Source organism: Actinokineospora cianjurensis (assembly GCF_003663795.1).
GTDB lineage: Bacteria > Actinomycetota > Actinomycetes > Mycobacteriales > Pseudonocardiaceae > Actinokineospora > Actinokineospora terrae.
In genome coordinates this window covers 280,387-297,930 of sequence record NZ_RCDD01000002.1, presented here as the reverse complement: position 1 = coordinate 297,930, position 17,544 = coordinate 280,387, and the positions used below count along the sequence as shown (strand labels likewise).

The following is a 17,544-nucleotide window of genomic DNA, read 5'->3' as shown; positions in this document are numbered from 1 at the left end:
CCCCGGGTCAGGAGGTCGCGGGCCCGATGTGGACCACCGAGGCCGCGGTGTTGTTGGAGGTGTTCGCCTCGCTCCCCGCGACCGACAGCCCGGTGATCGACTCGACACTCCCCGTCACGTGCCTGCCCACCCGCACCGCCACGGTGACCGGCGGGTAGGACTCACCGGGGGCCACGGTCCGGCTGGACAGGCAGACCACCCGGTGCCCGGAGATGGCACAACTCCAGTCGTCACCCTCCGCGGCGGTCGGGGTGAGGCCCATCGGCAGGGTGTGGGTGAGGGTGACCAACTTGTCGGACCGCTCGTGCGCCAGGTCAGCGCTGACGGACAGGGTGTAGGACCCCGTACCCCCAGCCACCCACGGCCCGTCGTTGCCCGCACTCACCGTCAGGTCGGCCACTGCCATCTCGCTACCCCTCCACCCGCGGGCGCCGCACAGCGCCCACCCCATGATCACCGATTCCCGCCCGGCCCCCAGAACCGGGGTCATCCCCTGGGACGTCCCACGCCGCCGGACGTTGCCCCGGGGTTCGTGATCAGCCGAACCTGGCGACGACCTCCCCGGTACTCCGCGTCGCCGTCAACGAGTCCGCCGGGAACAACTCGCCAGCCTCGGCCCGCAACGCGACCGCGGGCCCCGCCTCATACGCCGCCAACGCCGCCCGGTCGGTGAAGGTGTACCGCATCTCCAGCCCCCCATCCGCAAGCGCCAACACCTCAGCCGACCGCGCCCCCGCCGCCACCACGGCCGCCGCGTGGCCACCGGTGACCCACTTCAGGTAGCTGTCGCGAACGGCCTCATCGGTGAACTGGACCCGGACGGCGTAGATGACGGTCATGCCGCCTTTCTACCGCACGACCAACCAGAGCCGACTGGCCCCGTCACCAGGCGGTGCGGGCCACCAGCGACCCGATCCTCAGCCCAGGGGACTATCACGACCGTTCGGCACCGTGATGGCAGGCGCGGATGTTGGAGTATCGCTAGGGTCCAGCACTACCAGCGAAGCCGCGGCAGGTACGCACCTGGCCAGTCGTTGCCCGAACCGATGTGAGGGGCCGGAGTGCGCGACAGCACGCTGTCGATCCAGTGGGCGGTGTGCCTTGTGGCACTGTGAGACCGCCACCGCGGCCACCGTGATCGAGAGTCTCGCCGTCGACCTGCCGCTGAACCCCTCGCCGGCGGTGAAGTGGTCATGATGCTTGACCTGTTCGACGTGGTGCGCGTCAAGACGGCACTGCCGGAACAAGGACTTGACGCGGGCGCGATCGGTGCGGTGGTCGCGATCCTTCGCGATCCGGACCTGAGGTACGAGATCGAGGTCGTCGACGAGGATGGCCGTACCCGGTTCCTGGGACCAATCGCGCCCGACGACCTTGAACGGTGCTGAAGCCGCCCTCGGGTGGTCGAGCAACACCGTCAGCGAGACGTCCACGGCGTCCGCGCCGCTGCTCGCGGTGGACCCGGTGCTTCTCGCTCACCACAAGAACACGGCGCGGGTCGTCTTCGACGCTCCTTGAGTCCGTTGTGGACGGCCAACCACTGAGCCACACGTTCGGCGGCTAAACCAGGGGAGTGAAGAAGAACGTCGTCCGGCTGACGAACCCGCCATCCCCGTCAACCGTGAAGAAGTCGGCGAACTCGATCGAGACGGTTGTGCCGTCGCGCAGTACTCCGTCGAATCGGCCGTGTACCGCGTAGCGGGGGCCGTCGTGCAGCACGGACTGGAGTGTGTGCTCGCCGTGGTGGATCAGGCGTTCGTGGCGGTAGAAGTGTTCGATCGCGGTGCGTCCGGCGAGGTCGGGGTAGCCGGGTCGGCGGTAGACGGCAGCCGGGGTGAACAACGCGGCGAGTGCGCCGAAGTCGCCCGCGTCGACGAGTCGGTAGTAGTGGAGGACTGGTGCTTGATCGGTCACGGCACCCCCAGCACGTCGGCTGAAGGATACCGGGGGAGGGCGCCGCTCGGGAACTGACAGAACGTGGACAAACGCGTGGAGTTGCGTCCTTAGGGGTGGAGTGGCGGACGTGGGGGAACGGGTGTGGGACGGTGTGCGTTGGATCACTTGTCGAGGTCGCCGCGGGGGGCGTGGCGGAGTTGCTTCGAGTGCACGGAGGTTCGCGTGGCCAGTGCCGCCACACCGGGGAGACCGCACGGCGGCGCGCTGCCCCGGGACCGCAGCCGCAGGACGCCGTCGCGGCGCGGTCTGGTGGCGGCGTCGTTGGGCAACGCGCTGGAGTGGTTCGACTGGAATGCCTACGCCGTGTTCTCCGTGTACTTCGCCGACCGCTTCTTCCCCTCGGGGGAGCCGGGAACCGCGCAACTGCAGGCGCTGCTGGTGTTCGCGGTCGGCTTCCTCTTCCGGCCGCTCGGTGGTGTGCTGCTCGCCGGGTTCGCCGACAAGCACGGTCGTCGCTCGGCGTTGACGTTGTCGGTGTTCTTCATGGCGGGCGGCAGCGTGCTCATCGCGGGCACCCCCACCTACGACGACATCGGCGTGGTGGCACCGGTTCTGCTCGTAGTGGCCCGTGCCGCGCAGGGCCTGTCGACCGGAGGCGAGTTCGCTGCCGCGACGACCTACCTGGTCGAGGTAGCGCCACCGCGCCACCGGGCGTTCTACTCCAGCTTCGCCTACGTGACCGCGATGCTCGGACTGCTCGCCGTCACGCTCGTCGACATGCTGCTGACCACCGTGCTCTCCCACGACGACCTCGTGGCGTGGGGTTGGCGCGTCCCTTTCGCCTGCGGCGCGCTCATCGGCGTCTACGGCCTGTACCTGCGCCGCGGCCTGGACGAGACCGAGGCATACCTCGCCAACCGCGATCGCGGCGTCCGCAGACCGACCTGGGAGGTGCTGCGCAGGCACCCCACCAGCGGATTGCGAGTCGTCGGTTTCACCACGGGCGCCACGATCGCCTACTACATGTTCGTGGTCTACCTGCCGTCCTACGCGCGGAACACGCTGGGAGCGGACACGCGCGTCGTGCAGTGGACGGCGATCATCGCCCAACTGGCCATGATCGGCGCGTTGCCGCTGCTGGGTGCCCTGTCGGACCGGGTCGGCCGCAAACCGCTGCTGGTGGTCTTCGCCGCCGGGTACGCCGTGGGCATCGGGCCCGCCGTGGCGCTGCTGGACGACTCGCCGTGGACCCTCGGGGTCGTCATGACCGCGGGCATGCTGCTGTTCGCCTGCTACGGCGCGGTCGGCCCGATCGCCATGGCCGAGATGTTCCCGACGCAGGTGCGCACCGCGGGCATCGGCGCGCCGTACTCGGTCACGGTCGCCCTGTTCGGTGGCACCGCGCCGTACCTCTCGGTGGCGCTCGCGGAGGCGGGCAAGACCTACCTGTTCACCGCGTACGTGATGGTCCTGTGCCTGATCAGCCTGGTCGCGTACGCCACCGCGCGCGAGACCCGCGGCGTGCCGCTGTGAGCGGGTCACCCCGACGCCAGGACGATCGTCTCCGTCCCGTGCTCCACACCCGATGCCCTGCGCTGCACCAGCGTGATCCCGGCCGCGACCTCCTGGAACGCCGCCACCAGGCCGTGATCGGCGAACCCGCGGCACTCCGCGGCCAGGCACAGCGAGGCGACCCGGATGGCTGTCGCGGTGGGCGCGGCCGCGGTGTCGCGGCCGTCGGTGGCCTCCCGCACCCGCTCGACGAGCCGCTCGACCACCTGCCGTGACCTGGTCTCGCCCGGCGCGACCCGGTCCAGCCGGGCCAGCAACCGGGCGCAGCCGCCGAGCACCCGGTCCACCAGTTCGTCGGGTGGGACCACGAGGACGGGCTCCAGCATGCCCGCGTCCGCGATGAGCGTCCTGGCCAGCTCACCCGGCCACTGCGCGGGATCGGTGTCGGCGCGCAGCACGGCCGCCGCCGCGGCGGCGAGCACCCCGCCCATGACGTGGTCCAGCCGCCACTCGAACTCCACCTCCAGCGCGCTGCCCGCGTAGGGGCCCTGGTCGCGCACGCGCGCCGGGGCCAGGTCCAGCAGCAGCGCCCGGTCGAGCGGCGACAGTTCGGCACACGCCTGCCCGACCACCGTGTCCAACTGGGCGACGAGGTCGAGCGCGCGCGACCGGAACTCGGCGATCGGGCCGCGTTGCGGTTGCCTGCCGTCGTTGAGCGCCTCGGCCAGCACGCGCGCGGCGCCGATGTCGATCCGCGGCGCCGCCCCCGTGTCGAGCGCCTCGGCGTGGCGCAGGGTCCGGCACAGGTCGAAGAGGTGGTCGAGCACCACGTCCGCGGCCATGTCGAGCACCGGGATCTGCCCGATGCCGTTGAACAGCACCCTGGCCGACACCGCGGCGCGCAGCACCAGCAGCCGGACGAGGCTGGCGGAGGAGTCGGCGATGTCGGAGCGGACGTGGTCGGCCACGGTGTCGCGGGCGACGGCGTGCGGGTGACCGGCGCCGGGCGGGACGAACAGCGTCGGCCGCGCACCGGCCACGGCGGGGTCCAGCCAGACGCTGGCCGTGACGCCGGTCGCGAGGCGCGCGGGTACGGCACGGGAGACCGCCGGGTCGAGGACCTCGTCGGCGGTGGGGAGCCGGTACACGACCCCGGTCACCTCGGACAGCCACCGCGCCACCGCCCACGCCGCGGTGCCCCGCACCCCGGTGATGGGGAGGTCCCGGTCGGCGCGCGAGCCGGGTCCCGGTGTGGTCTGGAAGGTGTCGGACTCGTAGAGCCAGTAGATGCCGTTGGTCACGGGGGACAGGCACACACTGCTGCCCGAGCGCGTGCGCGCCACCCGGTTGAGGTTGCGGCGCACGAGGACACCCACCATCGACCTGCGCCGGTCCGGCTCGGCGTCGGCGGTGAACGCGGACTCCAGCATCCGCTCCAGCCGCGCGCGCAACTCCGGCGCGAGCCGCCCACCCGCCGCGACGCACTCGAACGCCAGCGACAGGGCGGCGACGCTGCTCGACTCCAGGCACGCCACGACCAGCGCGTCGATATCGGCGCCCGCCGAGAACAGCACCGTCGTCTCCTGCCACCACAGGTCGTCGACCCCACCCACCAGGGTCGCGGTGTCGCCGGTCTCCCGGATGTGCGCGGCGGCGAGGTACTCCTGGAACGTGTGGTGCACGAACGCGTAGGTGGCCGGTTCCGGCTCGGCGACCAGACCGCTGCCGAACACCGTGCCGAGGAACCGCTCCGCGGTGATCGCCGTGGAGATGCGCCGCAGCACCGGCCGGATGGCGGCCACCGCCTCGGCGTGCGGCAGGTGCGTGACGCGGGCGCGCATCATCGCGAACGCCATGACCCGCAGCAGGGCCTCCTGGTCGTCACCGGAGAGCCTGGTCGGCAACCGCTTGGACTCCGCCCGGCTCCACAGCACCATCGTGCAGATCTCGGCGTACAGGCGGGCCCGGGAGCCGGGCAGGGCACCCCGGTGCCGGTCGACGATCACGATCATGGTGAGCAGCAGCGGGTTGGTGACCAGGTCCCGCAGCGCCGGGGCCGCGGCGAGCCGGTCGAGCAGGTCCTCGGCGGCCGCCGCCGCGCGCACCCCGGCGTCCTGGGCGCGGCGGTCGCGCACCAGCACGGCGGTGTACCAGGCTTTCAGGAAGTGCGTCACCTGCTCCTCGTCGAAGCCGTGCACGTGCAGCACGGTGGCGCCGTTGACCGGTGCCGGGAGGTAGCCCTGCGGCCGGGCGGTGATGACGAAGTCGTTGCGCGAGTAGTGCCCCGCCTGCGCCTCGATCCAGTCCGCGATCCGCCGCCGGTCACCCGCGTCCGCGACCTCGTCCAACCCGTCGAGCAGCACGGTGCAGGCGCCGTCGCGCAACCGCTGCTCGAACCACCCCGCCGGCTCCACCAACCCGGCGCCGAGGGTGGCCCGGATCAACGCGGGCAGCGCGATCCCCGGCTCCGCCAGGATCTTCGCCGCGTGGTCCCGCAACGGGATCAGCACCGGCACCGCCCGCCGCCGCCCGCACAACGCCTTGGCCACGAACCGCACCAACGTCGTCTTCCCCGACCCCGGCCCACCCAACAACACCACCAACGACGACGCCCGCCGGTCCAGGAAGTCCCCCAACGACTGCCGCTCCACCGTGTCCGCCCGCGGCCCCCCGATCAACCCGGCCGGCACCTGGTGCGGCGCCTTCGACACCAGGTGCGGGTGGACGAACACCTCGTCGAGCTCCGGCGCGTACGGGGTGATCGTCGGCACGCCCTTGAGGTCGATGTAGCGCAACCCGCCTGCCAGAGCGTCCCGGTACGCCCGATCGAACCGACTCACCCGCCGCCCGGCCGCACCGTCCACCGCGTCGGCGGCCCGCTTCTCCCACCGCCCCAACACATCCGACCCCACCCGCCCCGCGACCGCCACCACACCCACGACGAACTCATAAGCAAGAGCCACCCCGGCCGCGGCGATCGGGTGCCGCAGCACCAAGTCGTGCCAGACCCCAGCGGCCACCGAGGGAGGCACGAACGCCGCCATCAACCACCCGACCACCTTGCCCGTCACCCGACACCCCCGATCCACGACGCGCCAACATCGGCAGTCCCCACGGCGGAAGCACCACCCACCACCAAGTCTGCTGCGTCGTTCCCAGCAGGGCCAGAGCCCACCGGGTTCGACGTCCGGGACGCTGAACGCGGAGAGGAGTCGAGATCGTGCCGCCTGTCCACCGGGTTCGATCTCGGCAGGCGTGGCTACCGCAAGCGGCAGGTGCGCCACTCGTGCCAGTGGCGCTCATTCGTCGTGGGGGAGGCGGTGGAGGGCGGGTGGTCCCTAACTTCAGCCGGGTGGATGACGTGGAGCGGGGACTGCCCCGTGCGGTGGTGATCCTGGTCGCCGGTGCGGCTGGGATCGTTGTGGTGGCCGGGATGTCGCTGGCCGCGTGGTTGGTCGGACCGCTGCTGCTGGCGATGATGATCGTGGTGGCGGTGCGGCCGGTGTCGGAGTGGCTGCGTGCGCGGGGGTGGCCGTCGTGGGCGGCGACCGGTGTGCTGGTGCTGATCATCTACCTCGGGTTCGCCGCGATGGTGGTGGTGCTGGTGGTGTCCGCGGCCGGGGTGGCCGACCTGGTGCCCGGCTACGCCGACCGGGCGCAGGCGCTGCTCGACCGGGTCGACACCCTGCTGGCCGCGGTGGACATCAAGGATCCCGGCAAGCTGCTCGGCTGGCTGGGTTCGGCGCTCGACCTGTTGAGCGGGATCGTCTTCCTGCTCTCCGTCCTGCTGTTCCTCGGCATCGACGCGGCCACCACCAAGGCCAGGCACGACGTCGTCGCCGCCGACCGGCCGCGGGTCGCCGCCGCGCTGGTCTCCTTCGCTGGCGACGTCCGCCGCTACCTGTGGGTCACGACCGTGTTCGGGTTCCTGGTCGCGGTGTACGACGTGATCGGGCTCGCCGTGCTCGGCATCCCCCTGCCGTTCCTGTGGGGAGTCCTGTCCTTCATCACGAACTACGTCCCCACCATCGGCTTCATCCTCGGCGTCGCCCCACCCGCCGTCCTCGGCTTGTTGCAGGGCGGCTGGCCGCTGATGACCTGGGTCATCGTCCTGTACTGCGGGATGAACTTCCTGCTCCAGTCGGTGATCCAGCCCCGGTTCGTCGGCGACGCCGTCGGCCTGTCGGTGACCGCCACCTTCCTCTCCCTGATCCTGTGGGGCTGGGTGCTCGGCCCGCTCGGCGCGGTACTGGCCATCCCGCTCACCCTGCTGGCGAAAGCCCTCCTGGTCGACGTCGACCCCCGCGCCCGCTGGGTCAACGCCCTGCTCGACGCCAAACCCGCCCGAACCCCGGCCCCCGACGCCTAGCGGCTCAGGTGGCGACCCGCTCGACGCTCGACGCCGACCCACCGGCGGCCGCGGCTCGCTGGTGCCGTCGGTGCAGGGTGCGCGTCAGGTCGGCCACGATGGCCAGCAGCCAGGGGCGGAACCGGGCTCCGGCGCGCAGGGTGTGGGCGCGGCGCAGGGCGTGCAGCACCGCGGCCCGCACGACGTCCTCGGTGTCCTCACCCGCTCCCATGGCCTCGGCGAGCAGGCACGCCGCGGCGTGGTGCGGCAGCACCAATTCGCCGAACGCCCTCGCGCACCCCGCTCGGGCGCTCCTGATCAACTCGAGTTCGGTGGTCACCGGGTTCTCCCCTCGCCGAGGCGCTTTCACGCCATCGCCCGTCTCGGCCACCTGTGTAGCGTGTCCGGCGTTGTTCACGATCTGCCTCGAATCCCTGGTCAACGGGTTGCGAACAGAGACGAGCGCATGCCGCGACACGAACGTCCGATCGAGCCTGGAAACCCGGTGCTGGTGGGGTTCGCTGAGGCGTTGCGGGAACTGCGTCGGCTGGCGGGTTCTCCGACCTACCGCCAGTTGGGTGCCCGCGCGCACTACTCGGCCGCCGCGCTGTCCGATGCCGCGGCCGGGCGGAAACTGCCGACCCTGGCCGTCACCCTCGCCTACGTCCGTGCCTGCGGCGGCGACGCGCGGGAGTGGGAGCAGCGCTGGCGGGAAGCGGAAGCGCAACACACCCACCCCGCGCGCCAGGACGACCCGGCCGTCCCCTACCAGGGGCTGTTCGCCTTCCACGAGGGCGACGCCGAGGTGTTCTTCGGTCGGGACCGGGCGGTCCGCGAGGTGCTCGACCGCCTGGGGGAGCGGCGGTTCGTCGGCGTGTTCGGCGCGTCGGGCACGGGCAAGACCTCGGTGCTGCGGGCGGGTGTCGCCGTGCGCTGGCCCGGCCCGGTCCTCGTGCTGACCCCCGGCGCCCGCCCGGTCGAGGAGTGCGCGGTCCGCGTCTCCGGGCTGGTGGGTCGGTCCACGGTCGAGGTGCACGAGCAGTTGCGCGCGGACCCGGCGAACCTGGCACTACTCCTGGGGCCGGTGCAGGGTGCACTGTTGATCGTCGACCAGTTCGAGGAGCTGTTCACCCTCTGCGATGACCCGGGGGAACGCGCGTGGTTCGTGCGGGCACTGGTCGCCGCCTCGGGTCGGACGAGGGTGCTGCTCGGGGTGCGCGCCGACTTCTACGGGCACTGCGCGGAGCACGAACCGCTGGTGGAAGCCCTGCGCGACGGGCTGGTCCTGCTCGGCGGGCTCAGCGTCGACGAACTGCGCGAGGCCATCGTCGCGCCCGCCACCGCGCGCGGGCATCGCCTGGAGGCCGAACTTGTGACCCGCCTGGTCGCCGACGCCGCGGGCCGTCGCGGTGTCCTGCCGATGCTCTCGCACGCCCTGTTCGAGACGTGGCACCGCCGCCGCGGCATCACGCTGACCCTCGACGGCTACACCGCCACCGGCGGCATCGACCACGCCATCGCCCGCACCGCCGAGACCGTCTACTCCGAGTTCGACGAGCAGGGGCAGGCAATCGCCAAGGCCACCTTCACCCGGCTCGTGGCCCTGGGTGACGGCGACGACACCAAGCGCCGCGTCCCGCGCGACGAGTGGGACCGCGACCCCGACACGACCGCCGTCCTGCACACCCTGGCCGCCGCCCGCCTCGTCACCCTCGACCGCGACAGCGTCGAACCCGCGCACGAGGCCCTGATCACCCACTGGCCGCGGCTGCGCGCCTGGCTCGCCGAGGACCGCGACACCCTGCGCGTGCACCGCCACCTCGTCGACGCCACCCGCACCTGGCAGGACCTCGACCGCGATCCCGCCGCCCTCTACCGGGGCGCCCTGCTCACGCGGGCGCGTGAACTGCTCGTCACCCACCCCAACCTGGTCACCGCCCCCCAGCGCCGTTTCCTCGCCGCGGCCCACACCGCGGGCACCGCCAACCGCCGCCGCCGGAGGCTGGGCGTGGTCGCCGCCGTCGCCCTGGTCGTGGTCCTCGCCGCGGTCGGTGTCTACGCCGTGCGCACCTCGGCGGACAACGACCGCCGCGCGACCGAGGCAGTGGTCGACCAGGCCGTGGTCCAGGCGCGTGCGCTTCGGTCCGCCGACCCGTCCCTCGCCGGTCAGGTGGCGCTCGCCGCCTACCGGCTACGGCCGGACCCGAACACTCTGGGGGGCTTGTTCGACGTGGTCGCGGCGTTCAGCCAGGCCAACGAGACCGGCGAGTTCCAGCAGACGCACCAGGTCCTGTTCCACCCAGGCGGCCGCTACCTCTACACCGCCTCCGGCGGCGCCCTCAAGGTCTTCGACTTCAACGGAGCGTCCACCCCCAGCTTCTCCCACGTCGTACCGGGTCTCCCGCCGGTCGGCCGGATGGCGATCGACACCGCTGGCCGGACGCTGGCGCTGGAGGTCGCGCAGGGACCGGTGTACCTGCTGGACGTGGCCGATCCCGGCACACCGGCGGTGGTGGCCGTCGTACCCTCGGCCGACTGGCTGGAGCCGCACTTCAGCCCCGTTGAGCCGATCCTGGTACTCGTCGAGAGATCGGACATCGTCGACGGCGGCGCGGGCCCGCCGGTCATCAACCACATCGTCCGCGTCCTCGACGTGCGGGACCCCGCTCACCCGGTCGAACGGTCCCACTTCAGTGTCGGGGAGGACGTCGTCGGGTTCGACCGCGCGGGCAACCTCGTCACGCAGGACTCCGGTGCGGGAGTCCACCTGTGGGACCTCACCGACGCTGTCCACCCGTCACAGCGATTCGTGGCCGCTGGCCCCTCGCTCGACAAGTACGCCGCGCTCTCGCCCTCCGCACCGATCGTCGCCTCGATCGAGGACGGCTACGCGAGGCTCGCGGTCGGCACGGGCGGTTCCACCCGCCTCTGGGACACCACCGATCCCCTCCACCCGCGCGCGGGTGGCCGCATACCCGGTCTGGTCGCGCTGGCACTGGCCCCCGACAACCGGTCCCTCGCCCTGGCCAACCGCGAAACCGTCCAGGTCTGGGACATCAGCGACCTCGACAACCCCCGCCAACACGCGATCCACCCCGCCTCGAACCTCAACCTCGGCAGCGCGACCTTCGCCCCGGACAGCAAGTCCCTCACCATCCTCCCCGACACCGGCCCCGGCCTCCTGTGGCCGACCGACACCCCCACAGCAGCAGGCTGGGTCTGCCAACGCGCCCTACGCCCCATCACCCCGGCCGAGTGGACCCACTACTTCCCCGACACCGACTACACCGCCCCCTGCGCGGTCCCGTAGTCGCCTCCTACAACCACCCGGGCGACGAGTCCGGCCCCGGTGGACGCGAACACCCACAGGGGCCGGAAGCCGTGCCGCGAGGGCTAGGCCAGGCAGGTCGCGGTGGCGTAGCCGTTGGCGCCGCCGCCTTGGTCCCAGTACTTGACCACGCCGTTGAGCACCGTGCCCGGGACGCACGACCGGACGCCGGTCGACTGCCGGGCGCGGGGGTAGCTGCTCGGGACGCCGTTGATGTACCAGGTGACGGTGCCCAGTTCGTCGTCCCAGCTCTGGATGTCGGAGTTGCAGAGGAAGGTGGCACCTGGGTAGACCCAGCACGTCGCCGTCGCGCCGGAGGCGGCGCTCGCGGTGGGGGCGGTGAAGAGGGTGACCGCGGCGGCGGCGGTGACGAGCGCCAGCGCGCGGGCTAACGGGGTGCGGCTCATTCTGACCATCCTGTGAGGTGCGAGTGTGCCGGGGAGTCCCGAACGCTACCGACGCCACGAGCCCCGGCCATCAGCTGATCGGGCGATCTGATCACCCCACCTCTCGGCCATCCATCCGAGGCCGAGTGCCGTGGGTGACCACGTGCGGGCCGCCGACAACGCACGGTTGACGACCGCGTCCACATCCCGTTCGCCCAAGGCATCGCCCCCTGAACACGCGACATCGCGAGCGCCCGCGACCACTCGCCCGCCCGCGTCGCCGAGGCGACCTCGTCAACTGTCCTCGACGACTTCCTCGGAGAAGTTCGGGCCAGGTGTCCATCCGGCGGGGTCCCGTGCGTAGTGGTGTCGTCCGGCGATACTGCCGGGCGGGACATGACGGTCGGATGAGGAGTGCCCTGGTGAAGTACATGCTGCTGATCAACGCGGGTTCGGTCGACGTGAGCGGTGGGGCCGCGGAGTGCACGGTCGAGGACTGGGTGGTCTACGACAAGGCGGTCAAGGACGCCGGGATCTTCGTGTCGGGGGAGTCGCTGGCCGACCTGGTCACCGCGACCGCCGTGCGGGTCGCCGCGGACGGGACGCGGGTGGTGACCGACGGGCCGTTCGCCGAGACGCGGGAGGTGCTGGGCGGGTTCTACGTCATCGACGTGCCCGACCTGGACGTGGCGTTGGACTGGGCCGCGCGCTGCCCCGGGGCGCTCGGCAGCGGTTCGGTGGTGGTCCGGCCGATCGCCGAGTTCTGAGGTGGCCGACGAACGGGCCACCGTGGCGGCCGTGTTCCGCGAGGAGCACGGCCGCCTGCTCGCCGCGCTCGCCCGCCGGTTCGGTGACCTGGACCTGGCCGAGGAAGCCGCGTCCGACGCCGTCGAGGCCGCGCTCGCGCACTGGCCCGCGCACGGGGTGCCGCCCAACCCGGGCGCGTGGCTGATGACCACGGCCAGGCGCAAGGCGGTCGACCGGCTGCGGCGCGACCAGACCCGCACCGCCCGGCTCGCGCGGTTGCGGGTCGAGGCCGAGCGCGCCGAGCCGCCCGCGCCCGAGGGCGGGCTGCCCGACGACCGGCTCCAGCTGTTCTTCACCTGCGCGCACCCGGCGCTGGCCGAGCAGGACCGGGGCGCGTTGACGCTGCGCTGCCTGGCCGGGCTGACGACGCCCGAGGTGGCGCGCGCGTACCTGGTGCCGGTGGAGACGATGGCGAAGCGGATCACCCGGGCCAAGCGCAAGATCCGCGATGCCCGCATCCCGTTCCGGGTGCCCGACGCGGACGAGCTGCCCGCGCGGCTGCCCGGGGTCCTGCAGGTGCTGTACTCGATCTTCACCGAGGGCTACGCCGCCAGCTCCGGCCCGCACCTGCAACGCCTCGACCTCGCCGAGGAGGCCATCCGGCTGATCACCGTGCTGGCCCGCCTGCTCCCCGACCGGGAGGTCATCGGTCTGCGCGCGCTGATGCTGCTGGTCCACGCCAGGCGAGCCGCCCGGACCACCCCCGATGGCGTGCCGGTGCTGCTCGAACACCAAGACCGCGGCACCTGGGACCGCACCATGATCGAGGAAGGACTCGCGCTGCTGCCCCAGGCCCTGGCAGGCCCACCAGGCCGCTACGGCGTCCAAGCCGCCATCGCCGCCCTGCACGACGAGGCGGCCGACATCACCACCACCGACTGGCCCCAGGTGGTCGCCCTCTACGACGTCCTCCACGTCCTCGTCCCGTCCCCGGTCATCGCCATGAACCGCGCCGCCGCCATAGCCATGCGCGACGGCCCCGCCGCGGGCCTCACCCTCCTCGACGACCTCGCCGACGACCCGCGCCTACGCCACCACCACCCCTACCTGGCCGCCCGAGCCGACCTCCTGGCCCGCCTCGGCCGCACCCCTGAGGCCATCGCCGCCTACCGGCTCGCTCTCGACCACGCGGCCACCGAGCCCGACCGCGCGCTGTTCCGAGCGCGCCTGGATTCCCTCGAGGACTGACATGCCCACCACCCCCGACAGCACGGTCCTGTCCTGGACCGCCGCCGAACGCCTCAGCCTCGCCGACCTGCTCGACGACCTGTCCGACGCCGAGTGGCGAGCCCCGTCGCTGTGCGCGGGCTGGACCGTGCACGACCTGGCCGCCCACCTCACCCTGTCCACGCGAACCACGCTTCCCCTGTTCCTCGGGGGAATCATCCGCGCCAGGGGCGACTTCGACCGGATGGAGGCCGACACCGCCCGCGCCCGCGCCGCCCGCTTCACCCCGGCGGAGCTCGTCGCCCAACTCCGCGAGACCGCCCACTCGCCGCGCCGCGCACCCCTGTCCGCGCTCCACGACCCCCTCGTGGACGCCTTGGTCCACGGCCAGGACATCGCCCGCCCCTTGGACCGCGCCCGCCCGATGGCAGGCCCCCAGACCGAGGCCGCCCTGACCCACGTCCTCGCCAGCCCCTTCTACGGCGTTCGGCGCCGCCTCAACGGCGCCACCCTCACCGCCACCGACCGGGACTGGACCTCGGCCACCACCGCCGACCACCCCGCCCGGATCCACGGCCCCATCGCCGACCTCCTCCTGGTCGCCACCGGCCGTCCCGCTGGCCTGCCCGCCCTCTCCGGCCCGGGGCTGACGCGCCTGCGTGGGCTGTCGGGCAGCTAGCGGGTGCAGGCGCCGACCTGGCGAACGGATTCGACCTGGCGCCACCCCGACGGCCTATTCGGCACCACTGTCCGCGATCACCCGCGGAAGATCTCATCCTTTTTGATGAACATCGACTTGCGATCGAGAAATGGGTGAGGGCTCTGACATAGTTGAATGAGGTATCGAACAGAGTTCTCGGAGGTTTCATGCGCAGCGAGGCAGTCGAGCGGGTCGAGCTCATCTTCCGGCTCTTCGACGCGAACGGCAGCGGCCAACTCGACTCCGGGGACTTCGACCTCATGGCGCGGCGGGTGGTCGCGGCGGCGAGCGGGTCGGCGGAGGCCGACAAGGAGCGGATGGCGGGTGCATTCCGGAAGTACTGGGAAACGTTGGAGGCGGAGCTGGACGCCGACCGCGACGGGCTGGTCTCGCTCGAGGAGTTCTCCGCGTGCACGCTGTCGCCGGAGCGGTTCGACGCGACGGTGGCGGAGTTCGCCGAGGCGTTGGGGGCCTTGGGCGACCCGGACCGGGACGGTCTGATCGAGCGGCCGGTGTTCGCCGAGCTGATGTCGGCCATCGGGTTCCGCGGCGAGAACATCCACGCGCTGTTCGACGCGTTCGGACCGTCGGAGGCCGATCAGGTCCGGGTGGCCACCTGGGTCGAGGGCATCAAGGACTACTACCAGCCGGAGAAGGCGGGCATCGCGGGCGACCGGCTGGTCTCGCCGTCCGCCTGACCAGCCCCCGGCCCGCCGTCCGATGCTGATCGATGCGAGTCGATGTGGGGGAGTGTCGATGTGGGGAGTGTCGATGTGGGGAGTGCGGTGAAATCGGTTGTCGGACTCGCCGTGGGCCGGGGTACCGGTCTGGAGTTGGCGCGGGTGTTCGAGCGGACGCTCGACACACTGGGAGAGGTGTGGGGAACCCGGTTCTCCGTGGTCCGTTCGCCCCGGATCTACCATTCCTATTTCTCGCTCAAGGAATTGAGTCCTGAGCAGATTCGGGAGTTGACCGAGGGCGACGCCGCCCATTACGAGCAGTTCTGCCGGACCCAGGCGGCTGCCGGGATCCAGGCGGTTTTCCGGACCGCCATCAACGCCCAGTCGCTGTACCTGGTCCGGCAGCGGCTGCGGGCCGTGAAAGTCGACGTCATCGAGTCGACCGGTGCGGCGCTGCTGCTGGTGCGGGACGAGGCGCAGGGGTTCTACACGGGGGAGAACACGCACTCACCCGGCGCGGTGTCCCGCACGACGCAGTTCAGCCGGGAGATCACCGACGAGGTCATCGCCTTCGCCGTCGAGCGGGCGCGGCGGCAGTGGCCGGACACCGGGGCCGACCAGATCGTCATGGCCTACAAGTTCCACCTGCTCGACGGCGCCCTCGGCGAGTGGGTGGCCGAGAGCGCGGCCCGCCTCGGCGTGGACATCGTCCTCGCGCAGCCGGACACGGTCAACCGCAACCTGATCGAACACGGCCTCTCCCCGCGGATGATGATCATCGGCGGCAACGAGTGGGCCGATGTCATGCACCCGTTCCTGCTCGACCGCTTCGGCCGTGAACGGCAGGAGAACCGCTTCACCGAGAACGCGCACCTCGACCCCGGCGCGCGCGGATTGCTCGAATACCAGACCGTCCACGGCTCAGCCGACGACATCGAGGGCCGCGACATCGTCAACCCCGTGGCCACAGTGCGCGCGACAGCGGCGATCGCGGAACGGCACGGCGGCTGCGCGGGCGCGATCGAGGCCATGGAGTACGCGATCACCGCCACCGTGGCGCACGGAGTGTCCACGCCGGACCTCGGCGGTGCCGACTCGACCACGTCGATGCTGGACGCGCTGCTCAAGTGCGTCGAGTCCGCCCGATGAGCACGGCGCTGGTGGTGATCGACGTGCAGAACGACTTCTGCACCGGTCCGGCGGTCGCGGCGAAGTTCAACGGCGACACCGCGGCGGTGGAGTCGGCTGCGGCGGGCGCGGCGCGGGCCGTCGACGCGGCGCGGGCCCATGGCGTCGAGGTCGTCTTCGTCCGGTTCGAGGGCGATGCCGCGTACCAGGGCCCGAGCTGGCGGCAGCGCGACGCCGCCCTGGGCAAGCAGCCCAAGTGCCGCACCGGTTCGTGGGGCGCGGAGTTCCACAACCTCACCCCCGCCCCAGACGAACGCGTCTTCACCAAGCGGGCCTGCTTCGACGCGTTCCTCACCCCGGGGTTCGCGGCCTACACCGACCCGTTCGACCACCTCGTCTTCGCCGGCCTCTACACCGACGTCTGCGTCGACTCCACCGCGCGAACGGCGTTCCAGAAGGGCTTCCACATCACAGTCCTGGCGGACTGCGTCACCGCCCTGCGCCTTCCGAACGACACGATCCTGGGATTCATGGCCGCCCTGTACGGCGCGCGTATCACCACCCTGACCGAGGAGGAGGAGCTGTGGCAGGCGTCGAACACGGTGTCGGCCTGACCGCCCTGATGGTCGCGGCGGGCCGCGCCATCGAGACCCGCCGCCCCGACTCCCTCGCCCGCGACGAGTACGCCGAGCGCTTCGTCCGCGCCGCCCGCGCGTCAGCGGAGTGGCCGACCAGCATCGACGACGTCCCCGACGGCGACGCGAACCCGCTGTGGGGCCGCCTGTGCCGCTACTTCGGTTTGCGCACCAGGGTTTTCGACGACTTCCTGCTCGAGTCCACCCGCGCGGGCAGCCGCCAGGTCGTGCTGCTGGGCGCCGGCCTGGACTCCCGCGCCCTGCGCCTGGACTGGCCCCAGGGCTGCGTCGTGTACGAGGTCGACCGCGCGGAAGTGCTCGCCTTCAAGGACACCGTCCTCGCCAAGGCCCCCGCCACCCGCCGATCCGTCTCCACCGACCTGCGCGGCGACTGGGCCTCCGCCCTGCTGGCCAGCGGCTACTCGCCCACCGCCCCGAGCACCTGGCTGGCCGAGGGCATCCTGCTCTACCTCCCGGCGGCCGCAGAACGACACCTGATGTCCACAGTGGACTCGCTCACCGCGCCGGGCAGCGACCTCGCCTACGAGATCAAGCTGGGCCTCGGTTCACCGCAAGCCCGCGCCAACCCGGTCTACACCGCCACCCGCGACCACACCGGCATCGACCTGCTCGCCCTCTTCAACCCCGACCCCCGCCCCGACTCCGCCGCTCACCTCCACACCCGCGGCTGGTCCACCACCACCCACACCCCCTTCGACTTCACCCTCCACCACGGCCGCGGCCCCCACCCCGAACCCAACGACGCCCTAGCGGGCAACCGCTGGGTGTTCGCGACCAAACCCAGCACCACCTGACTCCCGACAGGTCTCGACTCACCTGTCGGCTCGGCGTCGGCCACCACCATGGTGCGATCGAGGGGCCCAGGGGCTGAGCGGGTCGTCGGCCTTCCGCCACGGGGGTGGCGCCCGAACCCGCGCGCCCGGAGCAGACGAGCAG

17 protein-coding genes are annotated in these 17,544 nt (G+C 71.9%); 11 read left to right on the top strand and 6 right to left on the bottom strand.

Annotated features, from left to right (window positions below; genetic code table 11):
• Positions 1–7 precede the first annotated feature (7 nt).
• Both CLV68_RS16025 and CLV68_RS16020 read right to left on the bottom strand, forming a co-directional pair.
• Entirely contained in the window at positions 8–406 is a 399-nt protein-coding gene (locus CLV68_RS16025) for a hypothetical protein (protein WP_121391514.1), read from the bottom strand.
• A 130-nt stretch (positions 407–536) separates the two neighbouring features.
• A complete protein-coding gene (locus tag CLV68_RS16020; protein WP_121391512.1) occupies positions 537–839 on the bottom strand; it encodes a DUF4286 family protein in 303 nt (100 codons plus the stop codon).
• A 354-nt stretch (positions 840–1,193) separates the two neighbouring features.
• On the opposite strand from CLV68_RS16020, the gene CLV68_RS16015 reads away from it, so the two are divergent.
• Positions 1,194–1,388, top strand: a complete 195-nt coding sequence (locus tag CLV68_RS16015; protein ID WP_121391510.1) for a DUF4926 domain-containing protein — start codon at positions 1,194–1,196, stop codon at positions 1,386–1,388.
• A 172-nt stretch (positions 1,389–1,560) separates the two neighbouring features.
• On the opposite strand, the gene CLV68_RS16010 is transcribed toward CLV68_RS16015, so the two are convergent.
• Positions 1,561–1,914, bottom strand: coding sequence for a nuclear transport factor 2 family protein (locus CLV68_RS16010; protein ID WP_121391508.1), 354 nt, complete (start codon positions 1,912–1,914; stop codon positions 1,561–1,563).
• 204 nt (positions 1,915–2,118) lie between these two features.
• Here CLV68_RS16010 and CLV68_RS16005 point away from each other — a divergent pair, with 204 nt between their 5' ends.
• Positions 2,119–3,429 (top strand): MFS transporter, encoded by a 1,311-nt coding sequence (locus CLV68_RS16005; RefSeq protein ID WP_211346564.1) that lies wholly within the window; start codon positions 2,119–2,121, stop codon positions 3,427–3,429.
• 5 nt (positions 3,430–3,434) lie between these two features.
• On the opposite strand, the gene CLV68_RS16000 is transcribed toward CLV68_RS16005, so the two are convergent.
• A complete protein-coding gene (locus tag CLV68_RS16000) occupies positions 3,435–6,479 on the bottom strand; it encodes an NACHT domain-containing protein (RefSeq protein WP_121391506.1) in 3,045 nt (1,014 codons plus the stop codon).
• Positions 6,480–6,760: 281 nt separating this feature from the next.
• Here CLV68_RS16000 and CLV68_RS15995 point away from each other — a divergent pair, with 281 nt between their 5' ends.
• Positions 6,761–7,777, top strand: coding sequence for an AI-2E family transporter (locus CLV68_RS15995; protein ID WP_246009902.1), 1,017 nt, complete (start codon positions 6,761–6,763; stop codon positions 7,775–7,777).
• A gap of 4 nt (positions 7,778–7,781) precedes the next feature.
• Here CLV68_RS15995 and CLV68_RS15990 read toward each other — a convergent pair whose 3' ends face one another.
• Positions 7,782–8,096 (bottom strand): RNA polymerase sigma factor, encoded by a 315-nt coding sequence (locus CLV68_RS15990; protein WP_121391504.1) that lies wholly within the window; start codon positions 8,094–8,096, stop codon positions 7,782–7,784.
• A 165-nt stretch (positions 8,097–8,261) separates the two neighbouring features.
• On the opposite strand from CLV68_RS15990, the gene CLV68_RS15985 reads away from it, so the two are divergent.
• The gene (locus CLV68_RS15985; protein WP_147460015.1) at positions 8,262–11,066 is read left to right on the top strand and encodes an nSTAND1 domain-containing NTPase; all 2,805 of its coding nucleotides are present in this window, start codon (positions 8,262–8,264) and stop codon (positions 11,064–11,066) included.
• Between the two features lie 83 nt (positions 11,067–11,149).
• On the opposite strand, the gene CLV68_RS15980 is transcribed toward CLV68_RS15985, so the two are convergent.
• Entirely contained in the window at positions 11,150–11,491 is a 342-nt protein-coding gene (locus tag CLV68_RS15980) for a hypothetical protein (protein WP_121391500.1), read from the bottom strand.
• Positions 11,492–11,892: 401 nt separating this feature from the next.
• On the opposite strand from CLV68_RS15980, the gene CLV68_RS15975 reads away from it, so the two are divergent.
• The 7 genes from CLV68_RS15975 to CLV68_RS15945 all read left to right on the top strand — a co-directional run bounded on the left by CLV68_RS15975 (position 11,893) and on the right by CLV68_RS15945 (position 17,402).
• The gene (locus tag CLV68_RS15975) at positions 11,893–12,237 is read left to right on the top strand and encodes a YciI family protein (protein ID WP_121391498.1); all 345 of its coding nucleotides are present in this window, start codon (positions 11,893–11,895) and stop codon (positions 12,235–12,237) included.
• Between the two features lies 1 nt (position 12,238).
• Entirely contained in the window at positions 12,239–13,465 is a 1,227-nt protein-coding gene (locus CLV68_RS15970; protein ID WP_121391496.1) for an RNA polymerase sigma factor, read from the top strand.
• Between the two features lies 1 nt (position 13,466).
• Positions 13,467–14,123, top strand: coding sequence for a maleylpyruvate isomerase family mycothiol-dependent enzyme (locus CLV68_RS15965; RefSeq protein WP_121391495.1), 657 nt, complete (start codon positions 13,467–13,469; stop codon positions 14,121–14,123).
• Between the two features lie 188 nt (positions 14,124–14,311).
• Positions 14,312–14,842 carry an EF-hand domain-containing protein gene (locus tag CLV68_RS15960; protein WP_121391493.1) on the top strand — a complete coding sequence of 177 codons (531 nt, stop codon included), beginning with the start codon at positions 14,312–14,314 and terminating at the stop codon, positions 14,840–14,842.
• Positions 14,843–14,929: 87 nt separating this feature from the next.
• Complete coding sequence (locus CLV68_RS15955) at positions 14,930–15,973, top strand: isocitrate/isopropylmalate family dehydrogenase (protein WP_246009901.1); 1,044 nt, start codon at positions 14,930–14,932, stop codon at positions 15,971–15,973.
• On the top strand, positions 15,970–16,566 hold the full coding sequence (locus tag CLV68_RS15950; RefSeq protein ID WP_121391490.1) for a cysteine hydrolase family protein: 597 nt from the start codon (positions 15,970–15,972) through the stop codon (positions 16,564–16,566). Before CLV68_RS15955 ends, CLV68_RS15950 begins: the two co-directional genes overlap by 4 nt.
• The gene (locus CLV68_RS15945; RefSeq protein ID WP_246009900.1) at positions 16,536–17,402 is read left to right on the top strand and encodes an SAM-dependent methyltransferase; all 867 of its coding nucleotides are present in this window, start codon (positions 16,536–16,538) and stop codon (positions 17,400–17,402) included. Before CLV68_RS15950 ends, CLV68_RS15945 begins: the two co-directional genes overlap by 31 nt.
• Positions 17,403–17,544 lie beyond the last annotated feature (142 nt).